Raw genomic sequence first — 18,642 nt, 5'->3', positions numbered from 1 at the left:
CAATCGCCACGCGTTAAGACATAGAATCGAATCTGATAACAGCTCGTTAGAACATCAACCCGGACTCAACACCACATGGACCTGAAGCAGCTTAGATACTTCGTCGCCCTGGCCGAGAATCTTCACTTTTCCAAAGCCGCTGAGGCGCTCGACATTGCACCCTCGGCTCTGAGCATGCAGTTGCAATCACTCGAAAAAGAACTACAGGTTCAGTTGGTCGCCCGCACAAAACGCTCAGTAGAGTTGACCACCGCGGGACAGATGTTTCTTGAGCATGCGCGGCAGACGCTCGATAGTGCAGAAAACGCAAAGCGAGTTGCGACAATGGCCGGTCGAGGACAACTCGGCTCGATCGAAATTGGCTACGTCTTCTCATCTGTCTGCTCCGGCGCTGTTCAGTCCCTCCTCACTCGATATCACACCCGATATGGCGCTGTTCGGACTTCATTGCATGCAATGGAAAGCCCCCTTCAGATCCAACTCCTGCAAGACGGCAAGCTCGATGTGTGCGTTGTACGCACCGTTGCAGGTGATCCTGAAGAATTCGAGCAGCTTTGCATATCGCGCGAACCGATGGTCGTTGCCATGTCGTCGAATCATCGCCTCGCCGCCGGCGTGTCGGTCCGCGCGGCCGATTTGGCAAATGAAACCTTTGTCGCGCCGCAATTCGAGAAGGACCTTGGATTTGCGAAGCACCTGCTGGCGATCGGGGAGCACGCAGGCTTCATTCCGAAGGTCGAGACCAAAACCAAGGACTTCATCACTGCGCTGGCACACGTCGCTTCCGGTCATGGTGTTGCGGTGATTCCAAGGTCTGTCAGCGTCGTCCAGCTCCCGGGATTAGTGTTTCGCGACTTTCTGGACGTGAATGAAGTGTCTGCTCTTTTTTTGGTGGTTAGGAAGAACGACCCTTCGCCCTTCGTCAAAGGCTTCAGCGAGGTAGCTCAGGAATATCTCCATGCGTGATTGACGTGCGACACGCCACGTCGGCGTGGATACCAATAATTCAATTTTTCTGAATTAAATCTCAGTCAAATCGAATTGAGAAGCGCGTTCGACATATATAGAATGGACCGACAGATTTCGATCTTCCAGCCGATGGCTTTTCCGCCCGTCCATTGGAGCCCAAGTTTCGCAGATCGAGCAGGATATGTCGGGAATAGGACGCGGAAAATCCCATCATGATGGAAGCAAAATTGCGGTTACTACAATTACCCTGTTTTCCAAAGGCGAGCCAAGACGCGAACACATCAACCCGCTGATGGTGCAGTTGCAGAAGATCCGAGCGAACCTCAATCAGGCGCACCAACCGCTCAAACTTGACCTGCAAAATTCATGGACTTCATCGCATCTGCGGCGCAATCGCGACCACCTGCTCACGTGCGGCAGAGCGCTCTCCCGGGATGGCGACCCGCCCGCGTCTCGAGGTGCCAAACGTCCGCGCGAACCTCATAGCTCGCCCCAAGGACAATATGCGCGAGTTAGGCAAAGCACCTGATTTCCCGAATCCGCCCCCGCGTCGCGCGACGAGATCGAAGCTGATCTGGTCACGATGCACGCCGAACAGCTGAAGGGGATTAGCACGCCGGCCCGCGACAGCCCCACGCCTGTTCAGGACGATCGCTCCCGCCCCTCACAACGCTGCCAAACACTAAACGCGGAATCTGAATGATGCTGCCATCGTCCCGCGACTGGATTTTCTCGCTGAAGACCTTCTGCGCATCCATGGTCGCACTCTATATCGCGCTAAGGCTCGAGCTGCCGCGCCCCTACTGGGCAATGGCGTCGGTCTATATCGTCTCAAATCCGTTCGTCGGCGCGACCACTTCAAAGGCAATGTATCGCACGCTGGGCACCCTGCTCGGCGCAGCTGCTTCGATCGCACTGGTGCCACCACTGGTCGAGGCGCCCTATCTACTCAGCCTCGCAGTCGCGCTGTGGGTGGGAATCATGCTTTATCTGGCGATCGCGGACCGCACGGCGCGATCGTATACGTTCATGCTCGCCGCCTACACCCTTCCGTTGATTGCCTTTCCGACCGTATCCAATCCAGCGACTGTTTTCGATGTGGCGGTCTCCCGCGCCGAGGAGATCGTGCTCGGCATCGTCTGCGCGAGCATCGTCAACACTGTGATCCTGCCGAGCAAGCTAGCGCCGGTGTTGGCCGAGCGGACGGCCGCATGGTTCCGCGACGCGGCCTTCTACGCTGCTGAGACACTCGCAGGACGCCCAGGTGGCAACGAAATGTCGGCCTGCAGCCAGCGCATGGCGGCAACGATCAACGGGCTGGAAGTGTTGCTGAGCCAGCTCAGCTATGACCACACACGGCCTGAGGTGGTTCGTCAAGCGCGCGAACTGCGCGGCCGGATGAGCTTACTGATGCCGGTCATTTCGTCTCTAGCCGACCCGCTGCATGCATTCCGAGGCAGCCAGGCGCCGGCGCAGAAAGTGATGACGGGCATCGTCGACAAGATCAGCGAGTGGATCGAACTGACCCGACGGTATCCCGGCGAGCACACCGACCACGATGTGAAACAGTCCGCAGAGCAACTGCGTGCCGAACTCGGCCAACTCGAGCCCACGCCTGAAGCCCTGCGGGCCTGGGAAGGCGCGCTGTTCTCCAGCATGCTGTGGCGGCTGAGGCTGCTAATCGATCTTTGGCAGGACTGCGTCACATTGCAACACATGATTGCCGAAGACAAGGTGGCATGGTGGACACCTCAGTTCTGCCATTGGCGGCTGGGCGGCGTCGAGCGGTTTCTCGATCGCGGGATCATGCTCTTCTCGACCGTAACGGCAGCAGGCGCTGTGTTACTCGCATGCGCACTATGGATCGAGTCTGGCTGGCAGGACGGTGCGGCCGCAGCCTCAGTCGCAGCGATCGGCGTCTGCTTCTTCGCGGCGCTCGACGATCCCGCGCCACAGCTTTTCCGCACCTTCATTGCGGCGGCGCTGAGCGTAGTCGTCGCTGGGCTCTATCTGTTCGTCATTCTTCCGAACGCACACGACTTCGCGATGCTGGTTATCTGGTTCGCGGTGCCGTTCATCTGTGTCGGCACGCTGATCCCGCAGCCCCGCTTCGCTCTGATGGCCGTGTTGACCGCGGTCAACACGGCAAATTTCATCAGCCTCCAGAGCGCATACGACGCGAACTTCCAGACCTATATCAACAGCAACCTCGCGGCGGTGATCGGCGTGTTGTTCGCTTACCTGTGGACACGCGTGACGCGGCCTTTCGGCGCTGAACTGGCCGCCCGGCGGCTGATTCGCTCAAGCTGGCAAGACCTGGTGGCCGCCGCCTCGCCCCATCCGCTCGAGGAACAGCGCAATATGGCGGCGCGCATGCTCGACCGGTTGATCCAACTTCTGCCGCGACTGGCGTCGACGGATACCCCCCAACATCCTTCGATCGATAGCTTCCGCGATATGCGAGCGGGACTAAACGCGCTTGACCTGCAGGTTGAACGCGAGAAGGTGCAGCCGCCATTGCGTGCGGCCATCGACCGCGTGTTGGCCGGGGTCCAGCAGCATTTCCTGAACTGCATCGAGCACGATCGCCGCGAGGAACCCCCAGCGGCGCTGCTCGGCGCAATCGACACGGCGCTCGGCGACACCGTCAGCGTTTCAACGGCCGACACAGCGCTTGACTTGATGTATGCACTCGTCGCGCTGCGTCTGTCGGTTTTTCCGAACAGGCCGCCGCCCTTGCTCTCGAACTCAGCTCTGCAATCGTGATCGACGCGTTCTTTTATGTTCAGGAGGCGCCCGATGATCGGTGAAGTCGACATTGTCGGCGTCTTTATCCCCGCGCTGCTGTGGATGATGCTGATCGCTTACGGCATCAACCTGGTGATCCGCAAGCTACTAGAGCGCTCCCCTTTCTACAAACTCGTCTGGCATCGGTCGATCTTCGACCTAGGGCTGTATGTGATTGTGCTCGGCATTGTCGTCTCGCTTTCACATCGTTGACGCATCGGCTTCCAACGTGAAAAAACCTCTACCTTCTGTCGCGCTGCTGGCACGGGTCACTCTGACGCTGGTCGTGGTCGTCGTCGCCGCCTTGGTGCTGTGGCATCTGGCCGGCTACTACATGTACGCACCGTGGACCCGCGACGGCCACGTCGGCGCTAACGTGATCCAGGTCGCACCGGACGTCTCCGGACTGATCGTTCAGGTCGATGTCAACGACAACCAGGCTGTCAGGCGCGGTCAGGTGCTGTTCGTAATCGACCCGGAGCGCTACGAGTTGGCGCTGCACCAGGCTGAGGCGACTTTTGCGCAGCGCGAGGCGACGTTCGATCAGGCCCGTCGGGAAGCCGCTCGCAACAAGACGCTCGGCGATCTTGTCGCTCGTGAATTGCTCGAAGAAAGCGAGGCGCGGGTCAAGCAGGCTGACGCCGCATGCGCCGAGGCGCAAGTCGCAATCGGCGTGGCCCGCCTTAATCTGCAGCGGGCCACGATCGTCAGCCCGGTCGGCGGCTATCTGAGCGATCGCGCTCCGCGTACCGGCGAGTTCGTGACAGCCGGACGCTCGGTGCTCGCGATCACCGACACGAGCTCATTCCACGTCGATGGATATTTCGAAGAAACCAAGTTGCGCGGGATCGCGATCGGGCAACCGGTGACGATCAGCGTCATGGGCGAGGGCCGCGCGCTGCATGGCCATGTGCAAAGCATCGTCGCAGCGATCGAGGATCGCGACCGCGCGCAAGGTACCAACCTGCTGCCGAACGTGAACCCGGCATTTAGCTGGGTGCGGCTCGCACAACGGATCCCGGTGCGGATTGCGCTGGATGATATCCCGCCGGATTTCCAGTTGATTGCCGGCCGCACGGCGACCGTCTCGATAGATGAACATCGTGCTGTGGCGAACGACGCAAGCCGGCAGCCGGGGGCGTTGAAGCAGTCCGCGCAAGCGGCAAAACCGGCAAGTGGAAGCGCGCAATGAAACAACTTCTTTGCAAGGCCGGTCTTGCCTCCCTCCTACTGGCCGTTGTGGCGTGCACGGTCGGTCCGAACTATGAAGTACCGAAAGACGCGATGATCAACGCACCCGGCGCCGCCGGTTCGTTGACGGACGCAAACGGCCAGGAAGTCACCGTTGGGACAGTGCCTTCGAACTGGTGGCATCTGTACGACGATCCTGTGCTCGACGGGCTGGTGCGGGACGCGTTGCACTCGAACACCGACCTGCGGGTCGCTGCCTCCAACCTGGCGCGCGCCAGCTTTGTCACCGAGGAAGCGCAGGAGGCCGGCGGACTCTCAGGTAAAGCCAGCGGTGCGCTAGCGCGTGCGCAGGAATCAGGCGAAGCATTTCTGCTCCCGGAAAAAGTCCCTGTCGCCAACGAAGGCGACTTCGGTATCAGTGTCTCCTACCAATTCGACCTGTTCGGTACGCTGAAACGCGGCGTCGAGTCGGCCGGAGCCGATCAGCAAGCGGTCCAGGCAGCAGGCGACGTAGCGAGGATCACGGTAGTCGCAGACGTTGTGCGGTCGTATGTCGAGAACTGCGCGGCAGGTGAAGAACAGCAGGTCGCCCAACATTCGCTGGACTTGCAAGACGAGAGCCTCGCGCTGACAAAACGATTGCGCGACGCCGGGCGCTCCAATGAGCCTGATGTCACGCGCTCGCGAGCCCAGGCAGCCACACTGCGCGCAGATATGCCGCGCTTCACCGCCCGCAAGCGGGCCGCGCTGTACCGCCTTGCGATGCTGACCGGACGCACGCCGAACGACTTGCCCCCGGCCGTTGGCGCCTGCAACAAGACCCCGCGGATCGCTCAGCCCATTCCGGTCGGCGATGGCGCGGCACTGCTGAAACGTCGTCCCGATATCCGTCAGGCCGAGCGCAAGCTGGCTTCCGCGACCGCGCGGGTCGGCGTAGCGACCGGTTCGCTCTATCCGACCGTGAGCATCGGCGCGTCGGTTGGCGCGACCGGGGTCGCCGAAGACTTGGGAACCGCGCCGACCCAGCGCTGGAACGTCGGCCCCATGATCACCTGGGTGTTTCCGGCCAACGGAGCACGGGCACGGGTTCGGGCTGCGGAAGCGACAACATCACTCGCACTCGCGCAGTTCGATGGAGTGGTCCTGAATGCGTTGCGCGAAACCGAAAGCAGCTTGGCGAGTTATGCCGGCGATCTCGCACGGGCGGCTGCCCTGAAGGACGCCCAGCAGTTGGCACGCCGCTCCGCCGACGAAACCCATCGTTTCTATCTGGCCGGACGGCAGTCTTCGCTGGCAGACCTCGATGGCATGCGCACACTGAGTTCGGCCGATTCGCAGGTGGCCGCCGCCGAGACGCAGGTTACACTGGATCAGGTCAATCTGTTCCTCGCGCTCGGCGGCGGCTGGGAGTCGGAATAGTGGCTCTCGCAATCGGGGGCTACGGGAACGGCAGCAAAATCTTGAGGATTGGTTACATCGCCATGAGGTAGGACGGACGGCCTTCAGTCCGGCAACGCGTCGGCCCCCTGACGATCGTGTGCCCGAATATGAAAGGCGCGCGGAATAGACCTCGAACGGCGAAAATCCTTGAATCACGAGCTGGCTCGTTTGGTGCATTTGACCGCCCTGTAGTCCTGGTCGACGACATGTTCACGCACTAGCCCAAACCAACAGGCTCCCGGTAGTCCCGGGCCTGCGATTCGAGCCAGCTTCGAAACGCAGTCAACGCGGCATTACTGGCCTTCTGCTCGGGATAGGTCAGATAGTATGACCGGTCGCTTAGGTAGGCGTGGTCGACAATCTGAACGAGAAGTTCTCGCCGTAGTTCGTCCTCGATGAGAAATGGCGGAATCAACGCAACGCCCATGCCCTGAATCGCCGCCTCCGTGATCATTGAGAACAATTCGAAGCGCGGACCCGCCATGTCCCCTTCGATCTGCATGCCACACGAGAGGAACCAATGTCGCCACGCGTAAGGCCTGGTGCTCTGTTGCAAAAGTGTGCAGCGGAACCATTCTGCAGAAGCTGCCCGCTTTTGGGACGGCATAAGACCGGGACAGCATACGGCGATCAAATTTTCGCGCATGAGGAAATGTCCCTCGGTCCCGGGCCACGTGGCTTCTCCAGCGTAGATAGCTGCATCGAGGCGCGTGTCGTCGAAGAGGAACGGACGCGTACGTGCAGTGAGATTCACGGCAATGCCGGGGTACTGTGCCGTGAACGAACCCATACGGGGCAGCAACCACTTGGTTGCGAACGTAGGCACGACAGCCAGTTCGAGCGTCCCGCCAGCCGCGCCCTTTGACATAAGCTCAAGTGTGTCGCGCTCGACATCGTCCAGGCGGGCCGTCACCTGCTGACTGTAGCTCGCTCCAGCTTCCGTCAACGCGACTCCGCGTCGGCTTCGTTGAAATAGTTTGACGCCCAGAAAGCTCTCCAGTGCGGCGACCTGCCGGCACACGGCGCTTTGGGTGATCGCCAGTTCATCAGCAGCCTTGGTGAAGCTCTGATTACGCGCCGCAGCTTCGAAAACTGTCAGCGCAGCAGTGGACGGGACTTTTCTTCGCACAACCGATCTCCACATTTTTAGACTCGACGCACCTGTGCGAGAACTGCACAGGTGCGTGCGAACAAATCGGTTGTAGTCAAACAAACCGAGGCTTAAATTTAAGGTTCCGCCAACCATCCTCGAGTGTCAAATGAGTTCTTCGCACAACAATGCCACGTTTCAATGGGACGATCCTTTGCTGTTGAACCAGCAGTTGAGTGACGAGGAGCGCATGGTTCGCGACTCAGCGCGTTCATATTGTCGGGAGCGGCTTGCACCTCGCGTGCTCGATGCGTTTCGCCGGGAACACACCGACACGACAATCTTCCGGGAGATGGGCGAACTCGGTCTGCTCGGAGCGACGATCCCGGAAGCCTACGGTGGTGCGGGACTCAACTACGTCAGCTATGGGCTGATCGCGCGCGAGGTCGAAGCAGTGGACTCCGGTTACCGGTCGATGATGAGTGTGCAAAGCTCACTGGTCATGCTGCCCATCGCGACGTTCGGCACCGAGGCACAGAAACAGAAATACCTGCCCAAGCTGGCCAGCGGTGAATGGATTGGCTGCTTCGGGCTGACCGAGCCGAATCATGGTTCGGATCCCGGGGGCATGGGGGCACGCGCGCGAAAAGTGCCTGGCGGCTATAGCCTGAGCGGCGCAAAAATGTGGATCACGAACAGCCCGATTGCCGATGTCTTCGTGGTCTGGGCAAAGGACGACGAAGGCGCAATCCGCGGCTTCGTCCTCGAGAAGGGCATGCATGGGCTGGACACGCCCGCCATACACGGGAAGGTCAGCCTGCGCGCGTCCATAACCGGCGAAATTGTCATGGACGAAGTGTTCTGCCCGGAGGAAAACGCCTTTCCGGACGTGCGCGGATTGAAAGGACCTTTCACCTGCCTGAATTCCGCACGCTTTGGCATCGCCTGGGGCGCGCTCGGTGCCGCCGAAGATTGCTGGCAGCGCGCGCGCCAATATGTGCTGGACCGGCAGCAGTTCGGTCGGCCCCTTGCAGCTAATCAGCTCATTCAGAAAAAATTGGCCGACATGCAGACGGAAATTGCACTCGGTCTGCAGGGTTGTCTTCGGCTCGGCCGCATGAAGGACGAAGGCACGGCAGCAGTCGAGATTACTTCGATCATGAAACGCAACTCGTGCGGCAAGGCACTCGAGGTGGCGCGTGTCGCTCGCGACATGATGGGCGGCAATGGCATCAGCGATGAATTCGGCGTAGCGCGCCACCTCGTGAATCTCGAGGCGGTCAACACCTACGAGGGAACACACGACATCCACGCGCTGATCATCGGGCGCGCCATCACCGGCATCGCTGCCTTCTGATGCTTATGCCAACCTCATCTCAACAAAGCGCTCTGGCGGGCCTGCGAGTGCTGGACCTGTCGCGCGTGCTGGCCGGTCCGTGGGCGAGCCAGTTGCTGGGCGACCTGGGCGCCGATGTCGTCAAGGTCGAGCGCCCCGGTGCTGGCGACGATACCCGCGCGTGGGGGCCGCCGTGGCTCCCCGACGGCAAGGGCGAGCCGACCGACGAATCCGCCTATTTCCTCAGCGCGAACCGCAACAAGCGTTCGATAACGATTGATCTGAGCAAGCCTGAAGGCCAGCAGTTGGTGAAGCAACTCGCCGCCAATGCCGACATTCTGATAGAGAATTTCAAGGTCGGTGGCCTTCAGCAATATGGTCTCGACTACAACAGCCTGGCTGCACTGAATCCGCGTCTCATCTACTGTTCAATCACCGGCTTCGGGCAGACTGGACCGTATGCGGCACGCCCGGGGTATGACTTCCTCATCCAGGGGATGGGCGGGCTCATGAGCCTGACCGGCCGGCCCGACGGCACGGAGGGTGATGGGCCATTGAAGGTTGGCGTAGCACTGACCGACGTCATGACCGGCTTATACGCGTCCGTCGGTGTGCTAGCCGCCCTCACCAATCGGGAAAAAACGGGCAGCGGTCAACATATCGACCTTGCTCTGCTCGACGTACAGATTGCCGCGCTCGCAAATCAGGCTTCGAACTATCTGGTGGGGGGCGTTGTGCCCCGTCGAATGGGCAATGCCCATCCAAGCATCGTTCCGTATCAGGACTTTCCAACTTCCGACGGCTACATGATCGTTGCTGTGGGAAACGATGGGCAGTTCTCAAGTTTCTGCAACGCTCTGGGCCAGCGGGAATGGGCATTGGACGAGCGCTTTGCGACGAATCCCCAACGTGTCACTCACAGGGCGGAACTGATCGCGTTGATTCGCAGCGTGACGGCCACCCGAACTACCGATGAATGGGTTGACGCCATGAAAGCCGCGGGTGTGCCCTGCGGGCCGATCAATAGCTTGGACAAGGTGTTCGCGGATCCCCAGGTGCAGGCGCGCGGAGTGCGCGTAGAGATTTCCCGCCCCGGTATGGCCGCAGTGCCATTGGTGGCCAATCCGATCCGGATGTCTGTCTCGTCAATCGATTACCAGCGCCCGCCGCCGGCTTTGGGCGAGCACACCATGGAAGTGCTCACGAACTGGCTAGCAATGAGTGAGGCGGACATAGCCGATCTGCGGATGCGAAAAATCGTGTGAGTGCGGCCGGCTTGCAGCCCGCTTGAATTATCTTACCACTCGACGTAGGATATCCCGCAGGGCTCGTACTTCGGTCGGCATCCATCCAGAGAGTGCTCGGTCTTCCACGGCGGTCAACTCACGAAGCCCCTTTTCTGCCAATACTCGACCCGCTTCGGTTAGAACGGGGCGCACCATTCGCCGATCGTTTGCATCCCGCTCGCGTGCAATGAGACCGCGTTCTTCCAATCGGCTCAAAAGACGTGCTGCAGCGCTTTTGTCGATGCAGTAGCTTTCCGCGATCTCGCCAACCACCGGACTTTTATTAGGTAATAGCAGCGCAAGCACGACGGCTTGGCTAAAACTAACACCGAGAGAGGCCTTGAGCTGGCGATTTGCTCTGCGCCGCATCGTCACCTGAGCGTGTACTATCAGCTGAAGAAGTTCGTCAGTCGATTCATCGACGCAGATGGTTGTCATGATGTCGGCATAACCCATTAGCACGCGCTGATACTTGGAGCTGATACACAGATCCGCCGAAAAACAACGTGGAAGCGCACGTCGACACGACATCTGTACTGGCGGTCAAGCTCAAGGCCGTGGCAGGCCATCCACATTGACGGGTAGTTCGTGGTACCTGCGTCATCGGTATTGTCGGAGTGAAGAATTACAATGCAAGGGGCTCTTCTTAAAAGCTTGCGTCAATAGCAGGTGTTTTGAATTGGACGCAATTCATTAGCGCACATGTAGTTCATGGAACCACGACTCTTTACGGCGCGCGCGTGGGAAACACGCTTTCCGGTTTGTGTTTGCTCCTGCCTGGATCTAACGACAGCATTGCTCCCGCAAAATGGAAGGGAGCTAAGCATGAAATTGTTGTAGCGCCGTAGCCACTCTGTAGACAGCACCAGCCACGTCGTCCCCAACCGAAAGTCAACTTTCGAGCTACCTCGAAGCCAGACCACAAGTGGAGGTCACTGAGCCAAAATTTCTCCGACGGCATTCCGGAATCTATCTCTCTTTCGGGTTGGCGGTCTGAACCTACCCAACGACAAACTATTTCTTCCCGGATAAGTCCGTCAATACGCGCACCAGAATCATCTCGTCGGCATTGCTCGATCGAGGGCGTCCAAAGGGGCGAAATACTGCGTCGCCGACGATGATTGATTGTCCGCTAAGCGCACAATTTCCGTTCTGAACTGCGGTGCCGATGCGCCACGTCTGCTCCTCATAGTGACAATGCTGAGAGTCGTGCCACGATACGGTAATTTTTCCTTCACATGGTCCGTCGATAACCCGTATAAAGCGATTCCGGGCATCGCGGCAATCTCGCCGAGCGGCGTCCCTTCTCGGCTTGACGTTTCGTTCGCACCGCACTCTTTCCCGCTTCAGTTTTTCTGGAGCCGCCGACTTTAACGTCCCATTTCTGTCAACGTCGCGAGGTTCAAGTAAGCTTAGTATCCCATCCCACACGTCTCTTGCCCGCGGTTTCCTTTGCATGGACGTTCCTATTGTTGTGCCCACAGGGCGTTCGAGATATCGTGCCGATCGTCGACCAGCCGTCTAGCAAACCCGGAGTCGACTACAATTCTTCTGAATTTTTATTATTGCGACGCTTTATCTATAGGATCGGGTTTGGAAGCGTCAATGCCGTACGAATCTCAGAATCGCCGAAATTCCAAGACCGAAAGCTATATGCTCAGGAGGCAACTCATGAACCACAGCCATGAGAGCGTTCATGCACAAGAACGGGAGGTCACTGCGAAAAATACCCCATCGTTAGTCTTGGAGGTGTTCATCCACAAACTCCGCCCTCTATTCCGTCATTGATAAAATTTTCGCATGTGGAGCGATCGCACGTGCTGCGCTCCTTGCTGAGTTGCCAAAAGATTGCTGAAAGCGTTGTAATTTAATCCGCGATTTTCACAATCGGTGACCGTTAAATATCGCGGGGTGCGAGCCGGCGGCCTTGATTGGGACCGGTTCGGATCAGCAAACGTTGTCGACGCAACCTACTCGCCCGCTCGAAAGTCGAATTGTTACCCATCGCCTAGCAGATCTCTGAGGGTGTCCACGCAACTGGAGTCAAGAAGCTTGCGTATTGCCTTGCTTTCAATCTGACGAATCCGCTCGCGCGACACATCGAGCTGTTTGCCCACTTCTTCGAGTGTGCTATCGGAGAGCGTGTCTATCCCAAAGCGCAGTCTCAACACCATTGCTTCGCGACGCGTTAGGGTATCGAGAGCCTTCTTTACGACAACGCGCATATTCGCTCGCATGGTCAAGTCGGCGGGACTCTCAGCTGCAGGGTCTGCAATCAGCTCACCAATACTCGTAACACCTCCCTCAGTGACTGGCATGTCCATTGAGAACGGTTCCTTGGGAATTTTCATGATACCGCGAATCTTGCGCTCAGGAATCCCGGTAAGTTCGGCCAGCATGCCCGGATCTGACTGCTTGCCGGACTGCTGCCAACTATCGCGCGAGATCCGGTTTAACTTGTTGATCGATTCGACCAAGTGCACCGGTACGCGAATAGTACGCCCTTGGTCCGCAATCGCGCGGGAGACAGCCTGGCGCACCCACCACGTCGCATAAGTTGAAAACTTCCACCCGCGACGATACTCGAATTTGTCTACCGCTCTCATCAAGCCAATGTTTCCCTCCTGGATCAAATCTGCGAACTGTATGCCGCGATTCACATATTTCTTTGCGATTGAAATCACCAGCCGCAAGTTGGCTACCGTCATCTCATGTTTGGCTTGGCGCATTTTTCGCTCAGCAATCGTCGTCTGTAGATGTAATAGCTTCAGTTCATGGAAAGGCAGGCCCATTCGGTTGCCAATATCGATCAACCTTCGCTGATGCAATTCTATGGTCGGCAGGACCCGTGCCACCGAATCGCTGTATGGATGTTGCTCCCTGACTAGACCGGCTCCCCAGCCGAGGTTCATAGAATTTGCAGGGAATGACGCGAGGAATTCATCTCGTGGCATTCCACAGATGTCCACCAGCAGCCTGAGCATTTGGCCTTCGGTACCCCGCCCTTCCCCCACCGCCGCATGGATGTCAGCACACAGAAGCTCTATGATTGACGCGGTGAACCGAATTGGGCGCAGTTCGTTGCAAACCGCCCTCTGTGCAGTCGCGAACGAATCAGACTTCTCCCCATGTTTGGCGCGGGCAAGCCGCATCGCTTCGAATTTCTGAGCGACGCGTGCGAATCGCGTTAGGCAAATGTTCTTCAGTTGGTCGAGACGAAGTTCTGCCGTCTTCGCGAGGGCTCCCTTGTCTTTCATTTCTACGCTAGGACAAGCGTCCATTTCCGCGTCACCCTCAGCCGTGCGCGCCGCGCTGGCTGCTACAAGTGCGTCGTCCATCATTCCATCCACGAGCTCATCAATACCCATTTCGTCACGCTCAACGCGGCGGGCGAATTCAAGAATGGTAGCGACAGTAGTCGGACATGATGAAATTACCTGCACGATCGCTAACAAAGCGACCTCGATCCGCATGGCCACACTGACCTCTTCGTTTCGTGTTAGCAGCGGTTTCGAAGGGAGTTCTCGCATGTACATCCGCATCGGATCGGTCGTACGACCGAATTCTGAGTCCATTGTAAAAATGACACTTTCGACGTCATCTTCCGTCTGGTCGTCTGGGAAAGGCTCAACCGCGTTTCCATGCAACAGTAGCGTTTCGGAATCGGGCATTTGTTCGTAGACAGCGATGCCCAATTCGGCGAACGTGCTGACTACGATTTCCAATGCGTCGCTTGCCGAGAAAGTCTCTTGTAATTGCTCGCTGATCTCCGGCAGCGTTAAAAAACCGCGTTCTTTTCCCAGGTGGATTAGCGCGCGAAATTGCTGTCTGCGCTCGCCAGTTTCCTCAACGGGGAGATGTTGATTTAGCAGTGGCGCCCGCCCTGTACGGTTCCGCTTTCCGACCCCGCTCCCAGAAGGACTGCCGTCTGCGATAGGTAGATTTCCTGCCGGAATTTGTCGTGCAGCGCCTGCCATGTTTCGCTCCTTGCCGGCGTATGGCTCTCCGGCTAGCACATTGGAATAGGAACCGCTTCGCCACAGCGTAATACTGCTCCAACGGGCAAATTCAGACTGCCCGAATAGTGCTGAATTTGACAAGCTTTGCTTAAGGATGTGAGTGGACGCCGTACTATCCGCCTCAGAGAGCGTTCCAATAGTTGGTTGAATTGTTTCGGCCGGCCCGACCAGGATACCGAGATGCGTTTGAAGGCGCCGTCGCCTCACGACGGGCCTAGTGCGGGAGATGCGCGGATGAGCCTAGCCGAACGCAGACGCACGCTTTCGTATAAGAACGGTCATCAACTTTCTCATACGCAAGCCGTCCTATGGCTAGGCGTCGAGGCGCGTCACTCGACGCCAAACGATATCTCAACCGGGTGGCATTTAAACTGAAGTACAGTCAAAAAATTTGACGCCGCGCCTTGGCAAGTAACTGGGCCGTTCGGCCAAGTTGTCTCTCTTCCATCTGAGCCAGAGAAAATCATCCGCAAGGATTAAGAAGTTTCGCACGGATTCGATAGTTCGAACCGAAATCACCTGCTACATATATCCATACAGGGCGGATTGGACATACAGGGAGGGAACCCGTGGCACTTTCGGCCGTATCCCCTCTATTGTCAATGCGATGCCGTGGCACACGATGAAATATGGACGACTTCTCGCACTTGGTATCGAGCTATTCTGGCTGCCATGGTTCGTGTGTTCAACACGGTCCGGTTTGTCGCAGAAGACGACCTTAGATTGATTCACCCGTGGAGCTACCGATAGGGAAATGACGTCGGCCCCTCGTCGCCGGGCTGCGGTCAGGCCACGTGGCCTTCGCGCAGTCACAAGGGAGGCGTCGGGGTAGGCCCTGAGTTCGCGTGCGAATCATGACTCTCTCTGATCGACATCGGCGCTCGTAGCTCAAACTGTTTACCCCTCAGATGAAGCAGCCTGTCCGCGACATGGAGCGACGCCCATTTTATAAGCTCGCTCGCGGATATTTTTATTTTTTGGAGGGAAGCCTGATCTCCGTGGCACGCAGCAATAGTGCAAGAAAGAAACCAGAAAAAAGGAATGTTTACGGAACAGGAATGCTCTATGGATACGCTACTAAATATGAGAGTGTTCGTGCGTGTCGTCGAAGCTGGCAGCTTCACCGCGGCGTCTGAATCATTTAATTCTACGACCGGTGCGATGTCTCGCGCAGTGTCCGATCTCGAAGCTTACCTTCGAACTCGTCTTTTGAATCGCTCGACCAGACGATTGTCACTCACGACCGCCGGCGAACGGTACCTGGAGCGCTGTCGTTATATTCTGGCTGAAGTCGATGCCGCGGCGGAAGAAGCGAGTGGCGCACAAGAGCGGCCTGTGGGCGCGCTAAAGATGCACAGCTTTGCGAGCATCGGCCAGCACTATGTGCTACCAGCGATTGCGAAGTATCGCGCCCTGTATCCTCAGGTCACCGTCGAGCTAACGTTGTCGCAGCGCATGCCTGACTTGTTCGAAGGCAATAGTGACGTCGCGGTCGTTGCGGCCTCGTCGCTTCCCGACTCAGAGTTGGTTTCGCATCTGCTCGGATCGACGTTCAGCGTTCTTTGCGCCTCACCGGCATACGTCAGCGCTCACGGCGCCCCAAATCAGCCATGCGATCTGGCGCGGTATGAGTGCCTTACTCTAAACACCCCTGCGTTTCCGATTAACGAGTGGCTTCTGGAGGGTCCTGCAGGAAGCGAGTTGATGCGTGTGAATGGGCAGGTACAGGTCAACATCGCCGAATCACTGATTGTTGCGATCCGAGAAGGTATGGGAATCGGGATCCTTCCCGCTTATGCGGCAGTGGATGGGTTGCGAGATGGCACGCTGGTGCGCGTTCTGCCAAGTCATACACTACAGAGGACGAATATTTACGCTATCTACCCGTCACGTAGATTCGTAGATGCTAAAATAAAAACATGGGTCGAGTTCCTGCGCTCGCATCTTCCGGGCGTAATCGAGCGCGACCAGGCTTTGCTGGCGGAACTGGCAGGGCCACATCTGTGAAGTCGCACTTCGCTTTGGAAATCCGCCTTGACCTGCGTTCCCACAGGCCGAGAACCTCCCGCATGGTTAGCAGATTTGGCATGGAACGCAGCCGGGAGATCTGGAAAACTGACCGGAAAAGATTTTAACTTCGCATCGAACCGGTCTCGATGTATCGTTCGTGCCACGACAATGCTTCTTTCAAAAGATGTGGGGTGTGTTTGCCGAAGCTTTGGTGGCAGGCGCGATCGAAATAATCTTGCAACATCGGCTGATATGCGGGATCCGCGCATCGAGCGATGATTTGCTGAGCGCGTTGCTTCGGAGAGAGTCCGCGCAGGTCGGCAAGTCCGCGTTCGGTCACCAGAACCGCGACGTCGTGTTCAGTATGATCGACGTGGCTTACCATAGGCACGATGCACGAGATACTTCCGTTCTTTGCAGTGCTGGCAGACATGAAGCACGACAAGTAGCCATTGCGTGCGAAATCGCCTGAGCCACCGATTCCATTCTGTATGCGACTTCCCATCACATGCGTCGAATTTACGTTGCCGTAGATGTCCGATTCCATCATGCCGTTCATCGCGATGCAGCCGAGTCGCCGCACAAGTTCAGGGTGGTTACTGATTTCCTGGGGCCGCAATACAATGCGCTCATGGAATTGACCAATGTGCTCCGCAAAGCGAACGAAAGCTGACGGGCTCAAGGATAATGCGGTCGCCGACGCTACAGTTAACGTTCCGTTTTGGAGCATATCTAGCATTCCATCCTGAATGACCTCTGTATAGGCGGTCAGCCCCGCAAATCCGACCGCCCCCAATTCGGAGAGCACTGCGTTTGTAATGTTTCCCACACCCGACTGCAATGGCAGCAGCGTCTTGGGCAGGCGACCCATTGCAACTTCGTGACGCAAGAACTCTATGAGATTTCCGGCGATCTGCCGTGACGTCGCGTCGGGCGGCGTGAATTCATTGTTCCGATCCGAAGCATCGGTTTCGACGATCGCGAGAATCTTGTCGGCTGGGCAGTGAAGATAGCGCTCACCGATGCGATCTCCGCTCCTAAGCAATGGAATCGGTACGCGGTGGGGCGGCAACGCGGTTCCATAGTAGATGTCGTGCATGCCCTCAAGTTCCAGCGGCTGTCGCCGATTCACTTCGAGGATCACGCCCTTCGCACGTTCAAGCCACGTCTTGTTGTTGCCGACGGACGATGAAGGAATCAGCTTGCCGTCATCGCGTATTGCGCACACCTCCACCAAGGCAATATCAATTTCTCCAAAAATCCCAGACCAGGAATTCTGGGCTACATGGCTCAGATGGATGTCCAGATAATCCATCTCACCATCGTTGATCTTGTCTCGCAGCGTAGGATCCGACTGATAGGGAAGGCGCATCGTGATGCCATTAGCTCTCGCCAAGGCGCCATCGAGCTCTGGAGCGGTCGATGCACCGGTCAGGACATTAATTCGGAAATCCAGACCGCGAGCATGCGCGTCATCGATCCGCGAGGCTAGTGCAGGAGGCACTGTCTTAGGATAGCCTGCGCCAGTGAAGCCACTCATTGCAACGGTCATGCCAGGAGCAATCAAGGCGGCGGCATCATCGGCGGAACAGATGCGTTTGCGTAGACCGGCGGCTACAACTCGTGTGTTCATGATGAAACCTAGTGGATAGAGGTCGTTTGAAGACGCCGGGTCAATGAATTGCGCACCGAGTCTACCTGATGAGGTGGCGCTGGAGGTCGATGAAAGGCCAACGCCGGCGAGTTAAAAGAGGAAAGTCGTGGGTATCGCGCAACCCGCCTCGCGAGATTCGGTTGAGAGAACATGGAGAATAGTCAGTGGGCGCGTAAAGGCGCCGCATTGCATATCATGCGTTTTTAACCGATGGCCGATCGTTCGAGCGAGGAGCATTGAGCAGATCGACGTAAGGCACTGACACGAGATCAGCATGCACGACACCCAGTTTCTCAAACACCGCGCGCGCATCCGCTTCGCCAATGGCTTCGACGTCGTCCTGGGTGAGCGGCACCTCAAGTTCGACAAAGTCGCCTAAATCATCAACGCGATCCAGGTTAAGGTTCATTTGGCCTACCTGGAACACGTGTCGCTCCTTGCTAACTATACCGCGCGTAGTTAGTGCTTGCGCGAGTAGCGTGTGCATCGCCTCGGCGTTTGTCACCGGACTACGCGAAAAGTACGTGACTGTGGAGCCGTCGCGGTCACCTGATTGATAGAAAGCGAGTTCAGCCGGTGTGCCGTCGTCGAACTCGCGCAACATCAACCGGCCGTTTGGAACGTCATAGAAAAAGTCCTGTTGGCGATAGGAACGCGGCGTGTCCAAGGCGAGCACTGCGGCGCGGTGCATCAACTCCTCGAAACTATCGGTACGGGCCCTAATTTCGATATTACGTGCCATGGGAGATCTCTCGGATGTTCAAAAAGGTGGGCGTCGAAGGGGTGAGAAAGCGATCAATTCGAATTCGACGTTTGGATCGCCTCGGTCTCGGACAGCATTCTGTTTAGCGAAGGAGTTG

The 18,642-nt window shown here is 57.7% G+C and carries 14 protein-coding genes; 8 read left to right on the top strand and 6 right to left on the bottom strand.

Going from position 1 to position 18,642, the window contains the following annotated elements; translation table 11 throughout:
• Window positions 1-75: 75 nt before the first annotated feature.
• The 5 genes from AYM40_RS07435 (at window position 76) to AYM40_RS07415 (ending at window position 6,366) form a co-directional block, all read left to right on the top strand.
• Window positions 76-966, top strand: coding sequence for a LysR family transcriptional regulator (locus AYM40_RS07435; protein ID WP_063495653.1), 891 nt, complete (start codon window positions 76-78; stop codon window positions 964-966).
• Window positions 967-1,668: 702 nt separating this feature from the next.
• The gene (locus AYM40_RS07430) at window positions 1,669-3,735 is read left to right on the top strand and encodes an FUSC family protein (RefSeq protein WP_063495652.1); all 2,067 of its coding nucleotides are present in this window, start codon (window positions 1,669-1,671) and stop codon (window positions 3,733-3,735) included.
• A gap of 33 nt (window positions 3,736-3,768) precedes the next feature.
• The gene (locus tag AYM40_RS07425; RefSeq protein WP_063495651.1) at window positions 3,769-3,969 is read left to right on the top strand and encodes a DUF1656 domain-containing protein; all 201 of its coding nucleotides are present in this window, start codon (window positions 3,769-3,771) and stop codon (window positions 3,967-3,969) included.
• 16 nt (window positions 3,970-3,985) lie between these two features.
• On the top strand, window positions 3,986-4,948 hold the full coding sequence (locus tag AYM40_RS07420; protein ID WP_063495650.1) for an HlyD family secretion protein: 963 nt from the start codon (window positions 3,986-3,988) through the stop codon (window positions 4,946-4,948).
• Complete coding sequence (locus AYM40_RS07415; RefSeq protein ID WP_063495649.1) at window positions 4,945-6,366, top strand: efflux transporter outer membrane subunit; 1,422 nt, start codon at window positions 4,945-4,947, stop codon at window positions 6,364-6,366. The genes AYM40_RS07420 and AYM40_RS07415 overlap by 4 nt, the downstream gene beginning before the upstream one ends.
• 238 nt (window positions 6,367-6,604) lie before the next feature.
• Here the strand turns inward: AYM40_RS07415 and AYM40_RS07410 are convergent, their stop codons facing one another.
• Window positions 6,605-7,516, bottom strand: coding sequence for a LysR substrate-binding domain-containing protein (locus AYM40_RS07410; protein WP_063497897.1), 912 nt, complete (start codon window positions 7,514-7,516; stop codon window positions 6,605-6,607).
• Between the two features lie 130 nt (window positions 7,517-7,646).
• Between AYM40_RS07410 and AYM40_RS07405 the strand changes: the two genes are divergently transcribed.
• The gene (locus AYM40_RS07405; protein WP_063495648.1) at window positions 7,647-8,834 is read left to right on the top strand and encodes an acyl-CoA dehydrogenase; all 1,188 of its coding nucleotides are present in this window, start codon (window positions 7,647-7,649) and stop codon (window positions 8,832-8,834) included.
• Window positions 8,834-10,078, top strand: coding sequence for a CaiB/BaiF CoA transferase family protein (locus AYM40_RS07400; protein ID WP_148662134.1), 1,245 nt, complete (start codon window positions 8,834-8,836; stop codon window positions 10,076-10,078). The genes AYM40_RS07405 and AYM40_RS07400 overlap by 1 nt, the downstream gene beginning before the upstream one ends.
• Window positions 10,079-10,105: 27 nt before the next feature.
• Here AYM40_RS07400 and AYM40_RS07395 read toward each other — a convergent pair whose 3' ends face one another.
• The 3 genes from AYM40_RS07395 to rpoD form a co-directional block, all read right to left on the bottom strand.
• Entirely contained in the window at window positions 10,106-10,555 is a 450-nt protein-coding gene (locus tag AYM40_RS07395) for a MarR family winged helix-turn-helix transcriptional regulator (RefSeq protein ID WP_063495647.1), read from the bottom strand.
• Between the two features lie 558 nt (window positions 10,556-11,113).
• Window positions 11,114-11,557 carry a DUF3331 domain-containing protein gene (locus tag AYM40_RS43645; protein WP_082854994.1) on the bottom strand — a complete coding sequence of 148 codons (444 nt, stop codon included), beginning with the start codon at window positions 11,555-11,557 and terminating at the stop codon, window positions 11,114-11,116.
• Window positions 11,558-12,096: 539 nt separating this feature from the next.
• The gene (rpoD, locus tag AYM40_RS07390; RefSeq protein WP_063495646.1) at window positions 12,097-14,076 is read right to left on the bottom strand and encodes an RNA polymerase sigma factor RpoD; all 1,980 of its coding nucleotides are present in this window, start codon (window positions 14,074-14,076) and stop codon (window positions 12,097-12,099) included.
• Between the two features lie 1,107 nt (window positions 14,077-15,183).
• On the opposite strand from rpoD, the gene AYM40_RS07385 reads away from it, so the two are divergent.
• Window positions 15,184-16,125 (top strand): LysR family transcriptional regulator, encoded by a 942-nt coding sequence (locus AYM40_RS07385; RefSeq protein WP_063495645.1) that lies wholly within the window; start codon window positions 15,184-15,186, stop codon window positions 16,123-16,125.
• 124 nt (window positions 16,126-16,249) lie between these two features.
• On the opposite strand, the gene AYM40_RS07380 is transcribed toward AYM40_RS07385, so the two are convergent.
• Both AYM40_RS07380 and AYM40_RS07375 read right to left on the bottom strand, forming a co-directional pair.
• A complete protein-coding gene (locus AYM40_RS07380) occupies window positions 16,250-17,761 on the bottom strand; it encodes an acetyl-CoA hydrolase/transferase family protein (RefSeq protein ID WP_420488465.1) in 1,512 nt (503 codons plus the stop codon).
• A 214-nt stretch (window positions 17,762-17,975) separates the two neighbouring features.
• Complete coding sequence (locus AYM40_RS07375) at window positions 17,976-18,524, bottom strand: class IV adenylate cyclase (RefSeq protein ID WP_063495643.1); 549 nt, start codon at window positions 18,522-18,524, stop codon at window positions 17,976-17,978.
• Window positions 18,525-18,642 lie beyond the last annotated feature (118 nt).

Source organism: Paraburkholderia phytofirmans OLGA172, from assembly GCF_001634365.1.
Classification (GTDB): domain Bacteria; phylum Pseudomonadota; class Gammaproteobacteria; order Burkholderiales; family Burkholderiaceae; genus Paraburkholderia.
This window is presented reverse-complemented; position numbering and strand designations above follow the sequence as displayed.

Coding starts and splice junctions, on each gene's coding strand:
- AYM40_RS07435 (WP_063495653.1), top strand. CDS start 76: ATGGACCTGAAGCAGCTTAGATACTTCGTCGCCCTGGCCGAGAATCTT.
- AYM40_RS07430 (WP_063495652.1), top strand. CDS start 1,669: ATGATGCTGCCATCGTCCCGCGACTGGATTTTCTCGCTGAAGACCTTC.
- AYM40_RS07425 (WP_063495651.1), top strand. CDS start 3,769: ATGATCGGTGAAGTCGACATTGTCGGCGTCTTTATCCCCGCGCTGCTG.
- AYM40_RS07415 (WP_063495649.1), top strand. CDS start 4,945: ATGAAACAACTTCTTTGCAAGGCCGGTCTTGCCTCCCTCCTACTGGCC.
- AYM40_RS07405 (WP_063495648.1), top strand. CDS start 7,647: ATGAGTTCTTCGCACAACAATGCCACGTTTCAATGGGACGATCCTTTG.
- AYM40_RS07400 (WP_148662134.1), top strand. CDS start 8,834: ATGCTTATGCCAACCTCATCTCAACAAAGCGCTCTGGCGGGCCTGCGA.
- AYM40_RS07395 (WP_063495647.1), bottom strand. CDS start 10,555: ATGGGTTATGCCGACATCATGACAACCATCTGCGTCGATGAATCGACT.
- AYM40_RS43645 (WP_082854994.1), bottom strand. CDS start 11,557: ATGCAAAGGAAACCGCGGGCAAGAGACGTGTGGGATGGGATACTAAGC.
- rpoD (WP_063495646.1), bottom strand. CDS start 14,076: ATGGCAGGCGCTGCACGACAAATTCCGGCAGGAAATCTACCTATCGCA.
- AYM40_RS07385 (WP_063495645.1), top strand. CDS start 15,184: ATGGATACGCTACTAAATATGAGAGTGTTCGTGCGTGTCGTCGAAGCT.
- AYM40_RS07380 (WP_420488465.1), bottom strand. CDS start 17,761: ATGAACACACGAGTTGTAGCCGCCGGTCTACGCAAACGCATCTGTTCC.
- AYM40_RS07375 (WP_063495643.1), bottom strand. CDS start 18,524: ATGGCACGTAATATCGAAATTAGGGCCCGTACCGATAGTTTCGAGGAG.